Source organism: Paenibacillus sp. FSL K6-4396, from assembly GCF_038002525.1.
GTDB lineage: Bacteria > Bacillota > Bacilli > Paenibacillales > Paenibacillaceae > Paenibacillus > Paenibacillus amylolyticus_B.
This window is the reverse complement of record NZ_JBBOCR010000001.1, coordinates 6,548,141-6,565,204: the sequence shown is the minus strand read 5'-3', so window position 1 is coordinate 6,565,204 and position 17,064 is coordinate 6,548,141. Positions and strand designations below refer to the sequence as shown.

Annotated in this window: 10 protein-coding genes; 6 read left to right on the top strand and 4 right to left on the bottom strand. The window is 47.6% G+C overall.

The features are described 5' to 3' along the window. The first annotated feature begins 68 nt into the window (after positions 1–68). From MHB85_RS28705 to MHB85_RS28695, 3 genes are all read left to right on the top strand, one after another. Positions 69–1,826 carry a sensor histidine kinase gene (locus tag MHB85_RS28705; protein ID WP_341074064.1) on the top strand — a complete coding sequence of 586 codons (1,758 nt, stop codon included), beginning with the start codon at positions 69–71 and terminating at the stop codon, positions 1,824–1,826. Continuing rightward, positions 1,823–3,115 carry an ABC transporter substrate-binding protein gene (locus MHB85_RS28700; RefSeq protein ID WP_341074063.1) on the top strand — a complete coding sequence of 431 codons (1,293 nt, stop codon included), beginning with the start codon at positions 1,823–1,825 and terminating at the stop codon, positions 3,113–3,115. Before MHB85_RS28705 ends, MHB85_RS28700 begins: the two co-directional genes overlap by 4 nt. 197 nt (positions 3,116–3,312) lie before the next feature. Then, entirely contained in the window at positions 3,313–4,893 is a 1,581-nt protein-coding gene (locus tag MHB85_RS28695; protein ID WP_341074062.1) for a hypothetical protein, read from the top strand. A gap of 90 nt (positions 4,894–4,983) precedes the next feature. Here MHB85_RS28695 and MHB85_RS28690 read toward each other — a convergent pair whose 3' ends face one another. The 3 genes from MHB85_RS28690 to MHB85_RS28680 all read right to left on the bottom strand — a co-directional run bounded on the left by MHB85_RS28690 (position 4,984) and on the right by MHB85_RS28680 (position 9,551). Further along, a complete protein-coding gene (locus MHB85_RS28690; protein ID WP_341074061.1) occupies positions 4,984–6,696 on the bottom strand; it encodes an ABC transporter ATP-binding protein in 1,713 nt (570 codons plus the stop codon). A 78-nt stretch (positions 6,697–6,774) separates the two neighbouring features. Continuing rightward, the gene (locus MHB85_RS28685) at positions 6,775–7,803 is read right to left on the bottom strand and encodes an ABC transporter substrate-binding protein (RefSeq protein ID WP_341074060.1); all 1,029 of its coding nucleotides are present in this window, start codon (positions 7,801–7,803) and stop codon (positions 6,775–6,777) included. A gap of 110 nt (positions 7,804–7,913) precedes the next feature. Next, on the bottom strand, positions 7,914–9,551 hold the full coding sequence (locus MHB85_RS28680) for an ABC transporter substrate-binding protein (RefSeq protein ID WP_341074059.1): 1,638 nt from the start codon (positions 9,549–9,551) through the stop codon (positions 7,914–7,916). A 906-nt stretch (positions 9,552–10,457) separates the two neighbouring features. On the opposite strand from MHB85_RS28680, the gene MHB85_RS28675 reads away from it, so the two are divergent. Continuing rightward, entirely contained in the window at positions 10,458–11,447 is a 990-nt protein-coding gene (locus MHB85_RS28675; RefSeq protein WP_091012843.1) for a LacI family DNA-binding transcriptional regulator, read from the top strand. 162 nt (positions 11,448–11,609) lie between these two features. Beyond that, positions 11,610–15,002, top strand: coding sequence for a GH36-type glycosyl hydrolase domain-containing protein (locus tag MHB85_RS28670; RefSeq protein WP_192134917.1), 3,393 nt, complete (start codon positions 11,610–11,612; stop codon positions 15,000–15,002). Between the two features lie 79 nt (positions 15,003–15,081). On the opposite strand, the gene MHB85_RS28665 is transcribed toward MHB85_RS28670, so the two are convergent. Beyond that, complete coding sequence (locus MHB85_RS28665; protein ID WP_192134919.1) at positions 15,082–16,287, bottom strand: methyltransferase domain-containing protein; 1,206 nt, start codon at positions 16,285–16,287, stop codon at positions 15,082–15,084. A gap of 267 nt (positions 16,288–16,554) precedes the next feature. Between MHB85_RS28665 and MHB85_RS28660 the strand changes: the two genes are divergently transcribed. After that, the gene (locus tag MHB85_RS28660) at positions 16,555–17,055 is read left to right on the top strand and encodes a GNAT family N-acetyltransferase (RefSeq protein WP_192134921.1); all 501 of its coding nucleotides are present in this window, start codon (positions 16,555–16,557) and stop codon (positions 17,053–17,055) included. Positions 17,056–17,064: the final 9 nt, after the last annotated feature.

Below are 17,064 nucleotides of genomic sequence, written 5' to 3'. Positions count from 1 at the left end.
CTTTGGGAAAACCTTCCTGCATGTGATATACCTAGTAGTATCACGTGGTTCAAAGGAGCGCTTTGGTCATGAAAGCCTACCGCAAACTCAGCATCAAAATGAAAATGTTTCTGATGATCATGGTCATGATGGCGTTTATCATCATCTTGGCGTTTGGTTCCTTGTATTATACGTACTCGGTGTATGACAAACAGCTGTTTGATAAGTCTTCCCGACTTCTGAACCTTTCTTCGTCTACAGTGGATGTTGAACTTCAGAAGTTGGAAGCGTTATCATTGAACATGATCTCCGATACGCAGATTCAAAGAGCCTTGAAGTCGTTGTTGGATGACGATAGCGCATATTCAAGCTTTATTGAACGAAAGAAGATCACGGATCGGTTATGGGAGCATATCAGTGGGGCTGCACGTTATGTGCAGTCCGTTCATCTGATTGATTCCAGGGGAAGAGTGAATAAATATGGCGAGACACTAACCGTATCCCAGGAAAAATATGATCGGATGATTGCGGCTGCGGAGCAGGCCAATGGTGCAGTGCGCTGGTTATACCCGGATGACGATGACCCGATGCTGGTTATGGTGCGTCAAGTGCGTGCCTATGAACCGATGACCCTGGAACCGGTAGGCATACTGTTTCTGCGTATTAATATCGAGCGACTCGTTGAGGAGTATGCGGGCATGGATAGCCGGGACAGTGACATTATTTTAAAAGCAGGCAGTGAGGTGGTCTATCCTTATCGTCAGCTTCCAGAAGCGGTGTCCGCGGGGCTCAATCCACTTCCAGGCAGTGGGGGATATGAGATCAAAAATCTGGATGGGAGGGAGATATTCCTTTCCCAGAAAAAATCCGCCTATACCGGCTGGGTTTATTATAATATGGCCTCTTATGATGAGATTTTTGAACGTATCATATGGTTGAAAAATAGTCTGATTGTCGTATATCTTATCGCCATTCTGGTTGTCCTCGCCCTTGGTATGGTGTTCGCACGCAGTCTGACAAGGCCGATCAGGCAGCTTATCAGTCAGATGAAGGAGGTTCAGTATGGGGATCTGGAGAATATGGATGCCAATCTGTCCATTCCAACACACCAGCACATGGATGAACTGGGGTTATTACAGCGTACGTATCGAATGATGATTACACATATCAATACATTGATCAAAGAAAATTATGCAAGTCAGCTGGTCATTAAAGAAACGGAGTTTAAGGCGCTTCAGGCGCAGATCAATCCACACTTCCTGTATAATGCGCTGGATTCAATCCATTGGCTTGCCAAAAAGAACAGGCAGGAGCAAATCTCCAGTATGGTGCTGTCACTCGGGTATTTGCTGCGTTCCTCCATCAGCTTCAAACAAAATATCATCACCCTTGCCGAAGAGCTGGAGATCGTCAGCCATTACATCACCATTCAGACCTACCGTTTCCGGCAGCGGCTGGATTTCCGCTTGGATGTGCCTGCTCCTTATCTGGAATGTGCCATTCCCAAGTTAACCCTACAGCCATTACTGGAGAATGCCATTCAATACGGATTGGAACCACAGGTTGGATCATGTCTGATTCGAGTGTATGCCGAGATATCAGGTGGCAAGCTGGCCCTGATCGTGGAGGATCACGGTCCCGGCATGGAACCCGAATATGTGGAACAAGTGCTGCGCGGTGAAGTGAAGACCAGAGGAACAGGTATTGGTTTGCTGAATATCAGGGAGCGGGTACGTCTAGCTTTTGGCGAAGAATATGATGTTCTACTGGAGAGCAAGCCAGGGCTTGGAACGAGAGTAACGGTGCTGCTGCCACCCCCATCACCAGGTAAGGAGGATAGGCCGTGAGAAGATTATTGCGAACCATAGGCGTAATCTGTCTTCTGCTGACTCTTCCTGGCTGCGTGAGCCAACTGGATCAAAGGCCAGGCATGATCGTTGACGAAGAGCCGATAACGTTGCGCATCGCTTGGTGGGGTGGGGAGTTTCGCAACAATGCAACGATCGCCGTTATCGATCTGTATGAGAAGTTGAACCCACATGTGAACATCGAATACGAATATAGCAGTTTCAACGAATACTGGAGAAAACTTGCCCCTCATGCGGCAGGCAATGCGTTGCCCGACATTATCCAGATGGACATCTCCTATTTGTCCCAGTACAGTTCGTTGCAACTGTTGGAGGATATGACGCCATACATGCAGAGCGGGCTGATTGACACGACAGATATTGAGAAGGAACAGCTGGAGAGTGGAAGCCTGAATGGCAAAACCTATGGTCTCAGTTTGGGGGTTAACGCCATGCTTAGCATCTATGATCCGGAAGTGTTAAAGGCCAATGATATAGAATTGCCAACGGATACGTGGACATGGGCGGATTTTGACCGGATGGGCGAGCAATTGCTGGGGAAAGGCATCTATCTGGGAACCTATTTCACGCCGGAACAGTTTTTCGCGTATTACTTGAGACAGTATGGTTCCAAGCTGTACGCGGAGGATGGCAAGAGGTTGGGTTATGAGGATGATGGGCTGTTTATTGAGTACTTTGGCAGGATGCAGCAGCTCGCAGAGAAGAAGCTTATTTTTGCACCGGATATCTGGACATCAGATATTGGCCAGCCTGATAACGACCCGTTTTATCTGGGAGAGGCTTTGTTTAGCTGGGGGTATTCCAACCAATTTATCAGCACCGCTCAGCGTTATGGCAAACCCTTAACCATCTCCCCAATGCCTGGGCCAAACAGCCAGGATGGATTGTTCTTGAAGCCAGGCATGTTTTTCTCCATGGCGGGTAATTCCAGACATAAGGAGGAGGCTGCCAAGTTTATCAGCTTTTTTGTGAATGATTTGGATGCCAATCTGCTGCTCAAAGGGGAGCGGGGGGTGCCTGTCTCGTCCAGTGTCAAAGAGCGGATGAAGCTGGTGGTTGAACCGGAGCTGGCGCAGGTGTTTGACTATATAGATTGGGTTGCGGATCACAGCAGCCAGATGGACCCGCCTGATCCCGTAGGTGCGCCAGAGGTCACTGCTGTGTTACGTGAGTTATATGATCTTCTACTGTTTGGCAAAATTACGCCTGAGCAAGCGGCGGTGGAATTTCGTGAGCGAGCGAATGCCATCTTGGATGGGAGGTTATAAGAATGGACTAGATCATATATGTATTTAATGGGCTTGGGGCTGTTGTTGTTCACAAGCTCAACCTTCATTCTACTCGGGTGAGGGTTTTTGTTATGGAATGGTGTATATTTCCTCTAGTATAATGAAAATGGGTAGTCGTCCTATCTGTAGATTAGATAGATTCTATCCATATATTAATGGATGAGGAGTGTCAGGACATGTCCATACATCAGATAGGTCACAAAGTGTCTTTTGCAGATATACAAAAGAAGTTGCCTCAGGAAAGTTGGATGTACACTCAGAATGAAGCCCACAACGGTGAATTTGAAGCCGAGGAAGTATGGTTACATTCTGGTGATCTTCATATCAGCGAACTGTTGTTGGATGAAGGACCTTTTTTGATCTTGGTTGAAGGGAATCTGACAGTGGATCGTTATATTGGAAATACAAGTTCCGACGCGGCCAGTTCAAATCTGGTTGTACTTGGGAATCTCATAACGCCCTATATGATCGTGGGTGGGCAGGAAATATATATTACAGGTAACCTCTATGTGGAGGATATGTTCTGGGGGGATTATAACCATGGAGAATTGACAGTGAGAGGGAATGTAGAAGGTGGATTGCTGGTAAGTACCGAGCAATATACGATTCAGGTTCAAGGACAGCGTAATGTGAAGCGTCAGCTTGCAGAATGGGAGGATCTCGGACCATGGCGGGGCTCTGACATGTTGGCGTTATTGGTTCCTGAATGTGTGATTGATGAAGATACAGATCCGTTTCCTTGGCGAGAAGAAATGTTAAGGAGGCTGCAGCAAGGACAACCTGTAATCAACCGAAAGTACATTCATGCTGATGAATCAGAGCCAGATGTGCCGGATTGGTTCGAAGATCATCGGGTTACCGCTGAGAACATAGAGCGTCTTACTCATCCATCTTTGTTGCCTGTAAGAGAGGAGGATGAGCTACTGAACAGCTATGAATTTTGGTTGGACGAGCAATTTTGCCGAGTATCGGTCTATGGAGATGAGCATACGGAGGGGTATTTCCGCAGTCTGTATTTTCAGGATGACCACAATTGTGCATTGTTGCTTAAGTTGGAGCCATCAGATCAAGGTTCCAACTCTCCTGATAAACATATCGTACAATCGGGTAAACCTGTCTGGATGATCTCAGGAGCATATCGTTATCTGCACAATGAGAATTCGGAATGGAACGTATTCTCGGAGAACTCACCTGCTGATATTCAACAGTTAAGCGAGCAAGGATGGAGCACCTTGTTGCAGTCTGTATCGAATTATCAATATGCCCGTTCCTTAATTTCGCACCAACTGATCCATGAGTTATTAGCACTGCCTGTTGTGGAGCCATATGACGATTATTATGATGATGATCGGCACGGACTGTGGATTGGAGAGTTATATTATGCATTTCGACAAGCAGGTCAGATGTCTAATGGTGTTCCCCGGCCAGCCATGCTTCGTATTGGAAGAGAGTATGTGGATGCTCAAGGGGAGACGCAGGTGGAGAAATACTATTATACCCTGCACCAACATGCGGACGGCTCGGAAAGTGTGTTGATTGAATACTCGGCTCAGACGGACGAGGATGAGGAAGAAGAACCGTTGTTGCTTGAACTTCATTATATAGGCGGCTCTCAATTACTACATGCCGTTCAATTGCTCGAACGTGGACGCCAAGTGCTCATTCAAGCAAATGAAGATCTACTGAATGGAGAGCCACCGTACGCTGCTGAATCATTTGCGAAGCGATTCTGGAAATCCAAAGGATATCTGAAATGAACAAAACAACCTTCACCTCGTTTGCAGAGGGAAGGTTGTTTTTATTTCGTATTTGTTTTTTTCGATGGTTGCTATATTAGGGCATGCTACTTAACCAAACTGGGCTTGATGCAGTCGGCTGTACGAGCCTTTACGCGCGAGCAGTTCTTCATGACTTCCTTGTTCGGCTACGCTACCGTTCTCCACCACTACGATGCGATCGGCGTGTCTGATGGTCGCCAATCGATGGGCAATCACCAATGTTGTACGTCCCTGAGCCAGCTCGGATAAGGCTAGTTGAATGGCAGCTTCCGTCTCGGTGTCGAGTGCGGAGGTGGCTTCATCCAGAATGAGGATAGGCGGGTTCTTCAGGATCATTCTGGCGATGGATAGACGTTGCTTCTGTCCGCCAGAGAGTTTCACGCCACGTTCACCGATCATGGTGTCCAGTCCATCTGGCTGGGATTGTACCAGTTCTTCCAGTTGGGCCCGGCGAATGGCTTGCCAGATTTCTTCATCGGAAGCATTTAGCTTGCCGTATGCAATATTTTCACGAATCGTTCCGTCAAACAGGAAAATATCCTGCTGCACAATCCCGATATGGGAGCGCAGTGATTCCAGGGTCATGTCCTTCACCGGAATGCCATCAATGGAGATATGTCCCGCATCCACATCGTAGAAACGTGGGATCAGACTACATAGCGTCGTTTTACCTCCGCCTGAAGGTCCAACCAAAGCAACCGTCTGGCCTGCCTGAATATTAAGGTTGACCTCAGACAGCGTGGGTTTATGTTCTCCATAAGAAAAGGTGACGTTATGGAAGGCAATATCGCCTTTCACATCCGAAATGGGTTTTGCCTGTGGTGTATCTTCTACATCCGGTACTGCCTCAAGCAGCTCCAGATAACGTCTGAAACCGGCGATGCCTTTGGGATACGTCTCAATGACGGAGTTAATCTTCTCGATCGGTCCGAGGAATACATTGGACAGCATTACAAACGCGATGAACTCCCCGTAAGTCATACTTCCTTGAATGACAAACCATGTTCCACATACCAGTACAAACAGGGATACAAATTTCATCAGAATGAAGCTAAGTGAAGAGTTCCAAGCCATAATGCGGTAGGTAATCAGTTTGGTGAGTCTGAAACGTTCGTTGTTCTCAACGAAACGGCCTACTTCATGCTTTTCATTGGCAAAAGCCTGTACCACACGAATGCCGCTCACATTGTTCTCTACCCGTGCATTATAATCGGCGATATCTGCAAACATGCGCTTGAACGCCTTGGACATTTTGCGACTGAAATACAGCGACAGGTAGATCATCAGCGGAACGATGATGAACGTCATCACAGCGAGCTGCCAGTTGATTCCCAGCATAATACCGAAAGCTCCGGCGAGTGTCATGAAGGCAATGAATAAGTCCTCGGGTCCGTGATGCGCGATCTCACCAATATCCATCAGATCGTTGGTCATACGGGAGACCAGGTGCCCGGTCTTATTATTGTCGAAGAAGCGGAAAGACTGTTTCTGCACACGTGTGAACAGTTCTCTCCGCATATCGGATTCGATGTTAATACCGAGCTTATGGCCCCAATAGGTGACTGCATAATGGAAAAAGGAACTGAGCAGGTAGATGCCGAGCAACCCGACACATGCCGCCAAGATCATGGACCAATTTCCAGCCGGAAGCAGTTGATCGACTACCCGGTTAACGGCAAGTGGAAAGGCCAGCTCCAGCAACGCGGCGGCGATGGCACAGGAGAAGTCTAACATAAAGAGCCTTTTGTAAGGACGATAATAAGACATGAAACGGCGAAGCATATGTAAGTCCTCCTCGATATGACACAAATGCCCGAGCAGGCTTATCAGCCTATCCGGACACCTGTATTCATGCTTATGTTATTTGCGATTTTGCTCGGCACGTTCTACGATCATATCGGCGAATTCTTCAGCCTGACCTTGAATCGCAATCGGGTCAAAGTACCAGTAACGGTCTTCCAGTAATTCGTACACCTGATTGTTTTTCACAGCGGGCAGGGATTGCCAGATGGAGTCGCCTTGGTAATTTTTATTGTTCTCTCCAACGGTTAAGAAGATATGATCCCCTGCATAATCACCAACAACTTCACGCGAGATCTCTTTCCATTGGGTATCACCCATCAGTTCTTTTTTGGTGATTTCGAGTGGGGCAAGTTGCAAAGCACTGTAGACCGCTTGTCCTCCTCGACCAAAATTGTCTCCATATCCATAATAACTCTTGTCGGATACTTCAAGGATGGAGAAGGTTTCCTCCGGTTTGATGACGGTTTTCACCTTAGCACGAGCGGCTTCAATCCGTTCATCGTACGTTTTCAGCCAGGCTTCGGCTGCTTCGGATTTGTTCATCAGCTCTCCGAATCCCCGAATTTCGTCATGTACATTGGTGAATGTACCATAAGGAATCACTACGGTAGGTGCGATCTTTTGATAACTCTCAATTTCGCTGGCCTGGTCGGAGTAGGTAATGATCAGATCCGGGTTCATGGCAATGACCTTCTCCATCGATACCGCTGCCCGATCACCGATACTTTCAATGCCCTCCACCTGATCTGCATAGAACGGGTTTTCCAAATAATATTGAACAGCACCAACAGGTTTCACACCCAGTGCAAGCAGATCACTTACGTACATATCCGTCACGATCCGTTTGGGTTCAGCCGGAATTTCAACATCCCCGCTTAATGACTTGTAGATTCGCGTAGCATTCGAATTGTCCGAACCGGACGATGTGTCTGTTTTCGTCTCGGAAGAGGCTGTTGTCGTTTCGCTTCCCGCTGCCGATGTCTGTTCGGTGGCAGTGGAGCCCGTTCCGCTGCTACAAGCAGCCAGAATCATAATGATGGCGAGCATAAGCAGCAAGCCGGAAAAGCGTTTTTTTGCAGCAAACATATCCTTGTTCCCCCTATATATAATCAATAATGATTATTATTCTCATTAATAACATAGAGGAAGATGTGAGTTTTGTACATGGACAACTATGATCACTATCGCATGGATAATTATGATGTCAGGTGATGCATGATATGCTGCAATTGCTCCATAACGGACAAGGGATCAAATCCGTAGAACATGTCGGCATCAATCTCGTATACACGTCCTTCACGAACGGCGGATAGGGTGCCCCAGGATTCCTGATTCAGCAAGTTATCCAACATTTCTCGTTCGGCAGGTTCCTCAGGAAAGGCGATAAACATGTGATCTGCAGCATACAAGTGAATCTCAGACAATGGAACATGAACGTATCCCGTAAGTAACTGCCCATCCTGCTCCATCCGTGAAGGTGGGGTGAAGCCCAGCGATTGATACAGTACATGAGAAGCTCTGCCCCAGCCATGACCATAGATATAAGCGCCGTCCTCTCCGATCATAAACATACAAACGGCGGACCCGCGTGTCCCTTCCATCCATTGATTCAACGTATGATTGGCTTCCTGCTCAAGTTGATGATAACGATCTAATAACGTCTGTGCATTGGACTCAAGCCCGGTAATTCGTCCCAGATGAAGAAGCTGCTCCTGCCAATCGAGTTCCTCAAATGGCATCAGAATGGTCGGTGCAATCAGACGTAGTTCGTCAGAAGCGGGATGCGGTGCATACCCGACAATGACATCGGGCTGAGCGTGTGCAATCAGATCCAGATGATTAATAAGTACATGCTCAGAGTACTGTTTGAATGAGCTAGGTCCAAGCTCTTTCGGCTCCATCCATTCTGCCACGGCACCTAGATGAGGGATATGGCCGAGCGCAAGCAGGGATGCGGTGTAGTTGTAAGTAAGGCTTGCGATTTTTTTTGGTGTTTTTCGGTAAAGTGTTGGTGCACAACCTACCGTTTGTTTGAATTTGCGACTCAGATAGAAGGTGTCTCTGTAACCCGTCACCTGCGCGAGTTCCTGCATGGTGGGGTTCCCGAGCAGTAGATGTTCCTGAGCCATTCGGATCCTTAGCCTGGTAACGTACTCCACGAAAGTAAGTCCGGTGTGCTTTTTGAATTCTCTTGAAAAATGCTCCGGGCTTACATTAACCTCCCTCGCTAATTGCTCCCGGGTAAGGGGATGGGCAACCCTCTCATGAATGTGTGCGATCACAAAGTCCAACCATGAATGATCTTCATGAGCTAGGCGCATAGCGTGATCACGTAATGTATCCAACAATTGATAGAACAACGCATGAGGTTTGAATGGGCCTGCCTCTGCGCTTCTGGAACAAGCCAGAATTAATTCAGATGCGATCTCGGAAATCGCACGATTTGTCATGGGCGTGGGAGATCCAAACGGCCAGAGGGGTTCAGCGTTATCGGCTAAAACAAAGTCAAAGATTATGGCAATGCCTTGAACTGGAGAGAGTGAACCGCGTTTGCTTTCATGATGAAGCCAGGTCCCCGCCTGACGCACAGCAGCCGAGCCGGTACTCACCGTTAATGGTCCATGTACACTAATCAGTCTTGCCTGTCCCGAGGTAATGACATAGAGAACGTGCTTGTTGCTCCATAGCTCATCTATATAAGAGAAGGATTCCCGATCGTGGAACCGAATCAGATGACACAGCCTAAACATTGCCGGAGGAATAGAGCGAGTTTCCTGCAAGGGCAAAGACTGGGGTGCGAGATGCTTATGGACATGTTGTTTCGAATTGCTCATAACATAACGGTCTCCTTATGTAAGGTTGGATTAACATTAATTAATATGATGTAAATAATCAATAGATCGTAAGCTCATAAGAGGTTGTATAATCGAACAGAACCAATAATTAATAAAGTAGATTATCAAGTTAAGATTAATGTTGAACCTGCATTGTTTCATCTCAGAGTAATAATGGCATAAAAGCATAGTGGGCGAGCCGGTGCTACTAGAATTCATTGGTGATTCAAGGAGGTTAGAGTACATGAATGCATTTAAAATAATCTTATCAGTCATTTATATTATTACATGTATAACTATTATTTGGTTTAGTAACATGGAATCACCAACTAAATATATCGTTTTAATTGTCCTATTAATTTTATATGTAACGATATCAAAGATATACGAAAATAAGAAGCGTAATAATTGATATCATTATCTCAAACGCTCCCCTAGCGGGGGACTTTTGTATGTTAGAAATAAATTGGTAACTGTTTATCCAACGTGAAGCCACAGATAATATCGGGTCAGATTCGTGTGCGTGTGAAAAAATGAAAAAAAAGAGGTTGAAATCGCTATCAACACCGACTATAATAAAAATGTCGAAACGTTTCAATCTGGCGTTTACTGCCAGTTTCATTGTGTTAGGCACAAACTGTTCAGGGGGCGTCAGATAGAAAGACGTGTCATGACCATCACGAATGGTATGGTTTGGAACGGGACGCATTCAACCGTGGTCCCATAAGGATGGGAACGAGGATTTTTTTTGAGAACACCTCGAAACGTTTCGATTGACATCCATCGCTATGATATGTACAAAGATAATAAACGATAATGAAGGATTTAGTGGTTGTTCTAACCATGTATCGTATAAAATGTAGATAACCTTAGAATTTGTCTTAGTTTAGAAGGAGCGAACGTGGAATGGCAACGATTAAGGATGTGGCAAAGCTGGCAGGTGTAGCACTCTCGACTGCTTCCTATGCGCTGAGCGGGGATAGCAAGGTTAGTGCGAAGACCAAGGCTAAAGTGCTTGAGGCAGCACGAGAACTGAATTACCGCAAGAACGGCTTTGCCATGGACCTGAAACGGAGCCGGACAAACACGATCGCTTTGATCCTGACCGATCTGTCGGGCCCGTATTACTCGGAGTTGATCCGTAGTGTACAGGATGTAGCCCTCGCGAACGGGTATGACCTGATTGCGTGCAGCTCCATGGGTGGACGGGACTCAACGGCAGTGCGATTTTTACGTGAAAAAAGAGTAGATGGAGCCATCATCCTGGCGCATAACATCCATGATGATATTCTGGTGGAATCTGCCGGTCATCGTTTTCCGATCATTGTGATGGATCGTCAGCTGTCGAGTGACCATTTGGTCAACGTGCTGGTGGATGGAGAGCAGGGCGGTTACCTTGCAACCCGCCACCTCATCCAGGCTGGACATCAGAAGATTGCTTATATCAGTGGCCCATCCAACTCGTATGACAACGCGCTCCGTTACCAAGGGTATCTGCGAGCGATGCGGGAAGCGGGACTTGAAGAAAAGTCCAAATGGCGTCTGAACGGTAACTTTGTGCGTGAGGGCGGATACAGTGCAACCAAGATGATGATCATGCAGGGCGAGCTTCCCTCAGCGGTATTTTACGGTAACGATGAGATGGCGATTGGTGGCCTGAAAGCATTGGAAGAGCGTGGTATATCGGTACCGAATGATATTTCCGTGATCGGTTTTGACGATATTCAATTGTCCGAATATGTGCATCCACCGCTGACAACGATACGCCAGCCGAAGCATGAAGCCGGGTCGCTCGCCGGACATCTGTTATTCCAGATGCTCAATGGCGAAGCGGTTGACCCTTCATATACGTTAACGATTAATATGATCGAGCGCAGCTCTGTACGTTCGGTTTAGACCGAGTCTGAACAACAAAGAACTGCCTGTATGCTGGAAGTAAAAGTTTAATGATGGGGTTATCGTCCGGACGGGCTGTAAAAAGCCGGTTTGAAGAGGCCCCTATTCTTTTTCAAATTTATCGAAACGTTTCGATTTTAACTAATTCAAGGAGTGAACCTTATGACAACGATGATTAATGAACCGATCCGCTTAAGTGCCGGGGAGTTATCCTTTACCTTTTTGAACAGTGGAGACCTGTACCAAGCTACATCCGGTACAACAATGTTGAACCAGTTGCTCAGCAACCAGATTGATGGATCTTTGAACAACCTGTACCTGCGTGTGCATGAGGGAGAGAAAATCAGCTCGTTCCCGTTGCTCGGTGTACGTTCGAACAGCAAGTTGATTACAAGCAAGGCACAATCCAGCAACCAGTTGATCTGGGAGGGTAAAGTCCAGCTGGAAGGTAATGAACAAGGCATTGGCTATCAGGTCGTATTTACGGCAACACCACAAGGTGTCTGGTTCTGGGATGTGAAGCTCACAGGACAACAACATAACGTAGACGTGGTGTACGGACAGGATGTAGGTCTTGCTGATCCAGGTGCGGTACGCAGCAATGAAGCTTATCTGTCACAATACATTGACCATACGGTTTTTGAAGATGAAGCGAAAGGTTATGTCGTTTGTTCCCGTCAAAACCAGCCTCAGGGCGGTGCATTTCCGTATATGCAGCAAGGTTCCCTGACGAAAGCAGTCGGTTATTCCACAGATGGATTCCAATTCTTCGGTCTGTCGTACAAGGAAACGAATCAACCAGAGAGCTTGAATCGCCCAACGCTGGCGAATGAGACGTATCAGTATGAATTTGCCTATACCGCTTTGCAATCGGAACTGCTGAATCTGAACGGAGAGGCTCAGGTGGTCTTCTACGGACTGGCGAAGCCTAATCATGCCGAAGGAATCTCTGCCCTGGAATTCGGAGATGAAGTTACAGCAGCTTGGAATGAAGTACAGGCTAAGACTATAGAAAACGGTGACACGTTGGAACAGGTGAAACTGTCCTCCTTCCTGGGTGAACCTCTGGTTACACTTGATCTGACACAAGATGAGATTCATGATCTGTTCCCTGATCGTCATCAGGAAGAGCGCAGTGGCGAGGAATTGTTATCCTTCTTCACAGGCAGCTATGAGCATATCGTTCTGAAAGCAAAAGAACTGCTTGTGGAGCGTCCACACGGTCATATTCTGATGAGTGGTGGCAACGTGCAACTTGGGGCACAGGTTATTACAACGACATCGTATATGTACGGTATTTTCAACTCACAACTCGTTATTGGGAACACCAATTTTAATAAAATGATCAGTAATGCCCGCAATGCCTTGAACGTGCCGAAGACGGCTGGACAACGCATCTATGTGGAAATGGACGGACAATATCGTCTGCTGACAATGCCATCCCTGTTCGAGATTGGCTTCAACTATGCACGCTGGATCTACAAAACCGAATCCGACACGATCATCGTGACCAATTACACAGGGGCTAATACGACGGAAGTAAGCATGAACGTACGCTCCACAAGTGGTACGGCATACCGTTACCTGGTAACGAACCAAATTACGATGAATGTCAATGAGTACGAGTATCCGCTGCATATGACGCAGGATGGCGATACTTTGATCTTCAAGGCTGATCCACAAGCGATTAGTGCAGGAACGTACCCAGATCTGCAATACCGCATGTCGGTGGACGGCGCAGCTGTGAATGTAGGGGACGAAACGTTGCTGGCAAGTGGTATCCGCAGTGGTTCTGCATCACTGGTTACGCTTAGTCTGGAAGCAAGTGCTGAATGGACGCTGAAGGTACAAGGGGTATTGGAAGGCCAAGCGGACAGCGGAGTGGTAGCAGGTTCAAGCCTGACGTTTGAAGAGGAAGTGCAGGCATACCGCGAGTTCTTCGCAGGTGTGATGAACGGGTTCCGTTTGTCCCGTGGAGAAGGTCAGCGTGCAGAGGATCTGTTCAAAGTAAATGCGCTGGCTTGGTGGTACACCCACAACATGCTGGTTCACTACTCTGTGCCTCACGGTTTGGAACAGTACGGCGGCGCGGCTTGGGGTACACGGGATGTGTGCCAAGGTCCGGTGGAGTACTTTATGGCAACGCAAAAATATGAGCAAGTTCGCGATATCATCAAAATGGTCTACACCCACCAATACGAAGATGATGGCAACTGGCCGCAATGGTTCATGTTTGATAAATACTTTGCGATTCAACAGGAAGAAAGTCATGGCGACATCATCGTATGGCCGCTGAAAGTGCTGGCGGATTACCTGACAGCGACTCGCGATTATGCGATTCTGGATGAGAAAGTACCTTATACCGTCAAGCATAGCTTCGGGTTCACGGAAGAGACGGCAACGGTACTGGATCACGCGAAAAAAGAGATCGAATATATCCGTTCGCACTTCCTGCATGATACGTTCCTGTCTTCCTACGGAGATGGCGACTGGGATGATACGCTCCAACCAGCCAATGCACAGCTGAAGCAATACATGGTGAGCAGTTGGACGGTGGCATTGACGTATCAGTCCGTGAATGTGCTCTCGCAAGCGCTGAAATTCAAGGATGCAGACTTTGCACAGGAGCTTGACGTGCTGGCTCAAGGCATTCGTGAGGACTTTAACCGTTACATGCTGGGCACAGACGTGATTCCAGGCTTTGTGTACATGGAAGAAGCCGACCAAGCGAAGCTGATGCTTCATCCAACGGACACAGAGACAGGCATTCAATATCGCTTGTTGCCAATGACGCGCAGCATGATCGGTGAATTGCTGAATGCAGAGCAAGCAGAATCGCATTACGCATTGATCCGTGAGCAGTTCCTGTGCCCGGATGGCGTGCGTCTGATGAATCGTCCGGCTCAATATGCTGGCGGAGTTAGCACACACTTCAAGCGTGCAGAGCAAGCATCCAACTTCGGGCGTGAGATTGGTTTGCAATATGTTCATGCTCATATCCGTTATGTGGAAGCGATGGCGAAGCTGGGTAAGACAGATCAGGTGTGGAATGGTCTCGCGATGATCAACCCGGTTGGTATCGGCGAGGTTGTACCTAACGCGGAGATTCGCCAAGCGAACTCATACTTCAGTAGTTCGGACGGTAAGTTTAATACGCGTTACGAGGCACAGGAGCATTTTGACCAGCTTCGTAAAGGGACTGTACAAGTGAAAGGCGGATGGAGAATCTACTCCAGCGGCCCTGGAATCTACATGAACCAGCTGATCTCCAACGCGCTTGGCATTCGTCAAGAGGGCGGCGATCTGGTCATTGACCCGGTATTGCCAGCTGAGCTGAACGGCATGCAATTCGAATTTGAGTATGCGGGTGAGCCGGTGACGTTTATCTATCACTTGAATGAAGGTGCTGTGAGCCGTGTAGCGGTGAACGGTAAGGACATTCGCACCGAGCGTACAGCGAACCGTTACCGTCAGGGCGGGGTCTGCATCTCGCTGGATGAGTTCAGACAGGCACGCAGTGCAACTGAGCGTACGATTGTTGATATTTATATGTAATTTCGTAGCATGATATACACCAAGGTCATCCTCCTTTATTCAAGGCGGGATGGCCTTTTTGGCATATGCTCATGGTTGCTCACCGCAGGGGAACAGCCAGCAACGTGTGCAGCAGCTCATTATGTCGCACATGTTTTGTGACGTAACCCTGTTGTTCCAGCCAGCGGCATAGCTCATCCAGCAGAGGGAAGTGACGCTCGCGCAAGGCACGCAGCTGTTCCTCGTGTCCTGTCGTTTCAGCCTGGCGAATATAGTTTTCACGATGAGTCGCATTAACAAACATTAGATCCGTTAGACCGATACGTCCGCGCGAGGTTAATACCCGCTGCATCTCCTGTAAGGCCAGTAGTTGCTGGTCTGGACTCAAATGATGGAAGGCGAAGCTGGATACGACAAAGTCGAAGGAATGATCGGTAAAAGGCAGCGCCAGAAAATTACCAAGTTTCACATGCATCTCGGGATATTTGGTGCGGCATCTGCGCAGCATCTCCCGGGATTGGTCGATTGCAGTCATGTCTGCGCCGTGTTGTAGCAGTTTCCCAGCCAAATTACCTGTGCCTGTACCAATATCGAGTCCTTTCTCACCAAGGGCGGGAGAGATCCAATGAGCTGTCTGTTCGAGCGCTTCGTCATAGTTGTAATACAGATAAAAGGAAGAATGTACCGTGTCATTGGAATCGTTCGGCGTGGAATGATCTGCATGATGGTGTGGATGTGATACTTCATTCTTATCGTTTGTGGGCGAGACGTTGTCCGAACGATGTCTGTCCACTGGGTTGGTTTGTCCTTTTCCAGTAGTGACTCTGCCTTCTGCCTGCACTCGCTGATCGTGGATGGCTGCCAGGGTATCATAATTCCACCGATCATGCCAGTTCTGCCGGGCTTCACGCAGACGCCGCGCACTGTCCGCGAGATCGTGCAGATGGCTGACATCCAGCGGTCCGTCCTGACGATTCAGGTCAATCATGCGCTGGGTTGTATCCATCATACGTTTGAGCTCAATCCACTGGGCATACATGACGGCCTGTTGCAGTTCCAGATATTCTTCCAGCCGCTGCTGGTTTCCTTGATCGATCTCTCCGAGCGCATGTGTAATATCCTGTAGCGACATGCCAATCTCACGCAGCGCAGCAATGGTCTGAAGCCGCCAGATATCATTCTCAGTGTATGTGCGATAACCGTTACTGGACTGTTTGGCAGGTAGAATTAATCCTTTTTCTTCATAAAAACGAATGGCTCTCGCCGATATACCAAGCCTGCTTGCTGCCTCTTTGATATTCATCATGCATCCCCTCCTTATCGAACCAGTATAAACTATGACGTTACGGCAAGGTTAAGTGTTTATTTCATTTTTTTGAATGGTAAAGATCGAATTTCGTTCATCATCGAGTGGAATTTTAGTCAAAGCTGAGGCTATGCTACAATATATAGAGCGAATATATGTAAACAGTGAAGTAAACGAATAACGTATTTCTAAGTTTCTCAAATTTCTTAACTTTCCCGACGTTGTAATGACAGCGTTGTCGACTATAGCACGAAAGGTTGAATCATTATGCTTACCAGCCATACATTTACGATTCGTCCATCCGAGATTAAAGATGCAGCCCAGCTAATGGAGTTGGATGCCCTGGTATGGGACAAATACACCTCTCCTGCACCGATGCATTGGCGTTCCAGACAGCACTATCTGCAGCATTGCCCGCCAGGCAGTCAATTGATTGCAGTGCAGGGAGAGCGGGTATGTGGTTATGTGGGCTTTCAGCCAGCCACAGGTATGCCGGTCAACCGTCATGTCTACGAGATTCATATTGCGGTTCATCCTCATGATCGACGTTGTGGCATTGCTACTGCTTTGATGGATGCCATCAAGCAGCATGCGGCCCAACAAGGAATTCGCAAGCTCAGGCTGCGCGTACTTTCCAGCAATCCGGGAGCCATCACGTTTTATACCCAGTGTGGATTTGTGACGGAAGGCAGGCTGGTGTCCGAGTTTTATATCGGAGACAAGTATGTGGACGATATTTTTATGGGTTATTTTATCCAGACCAAATAGAAACTAGCT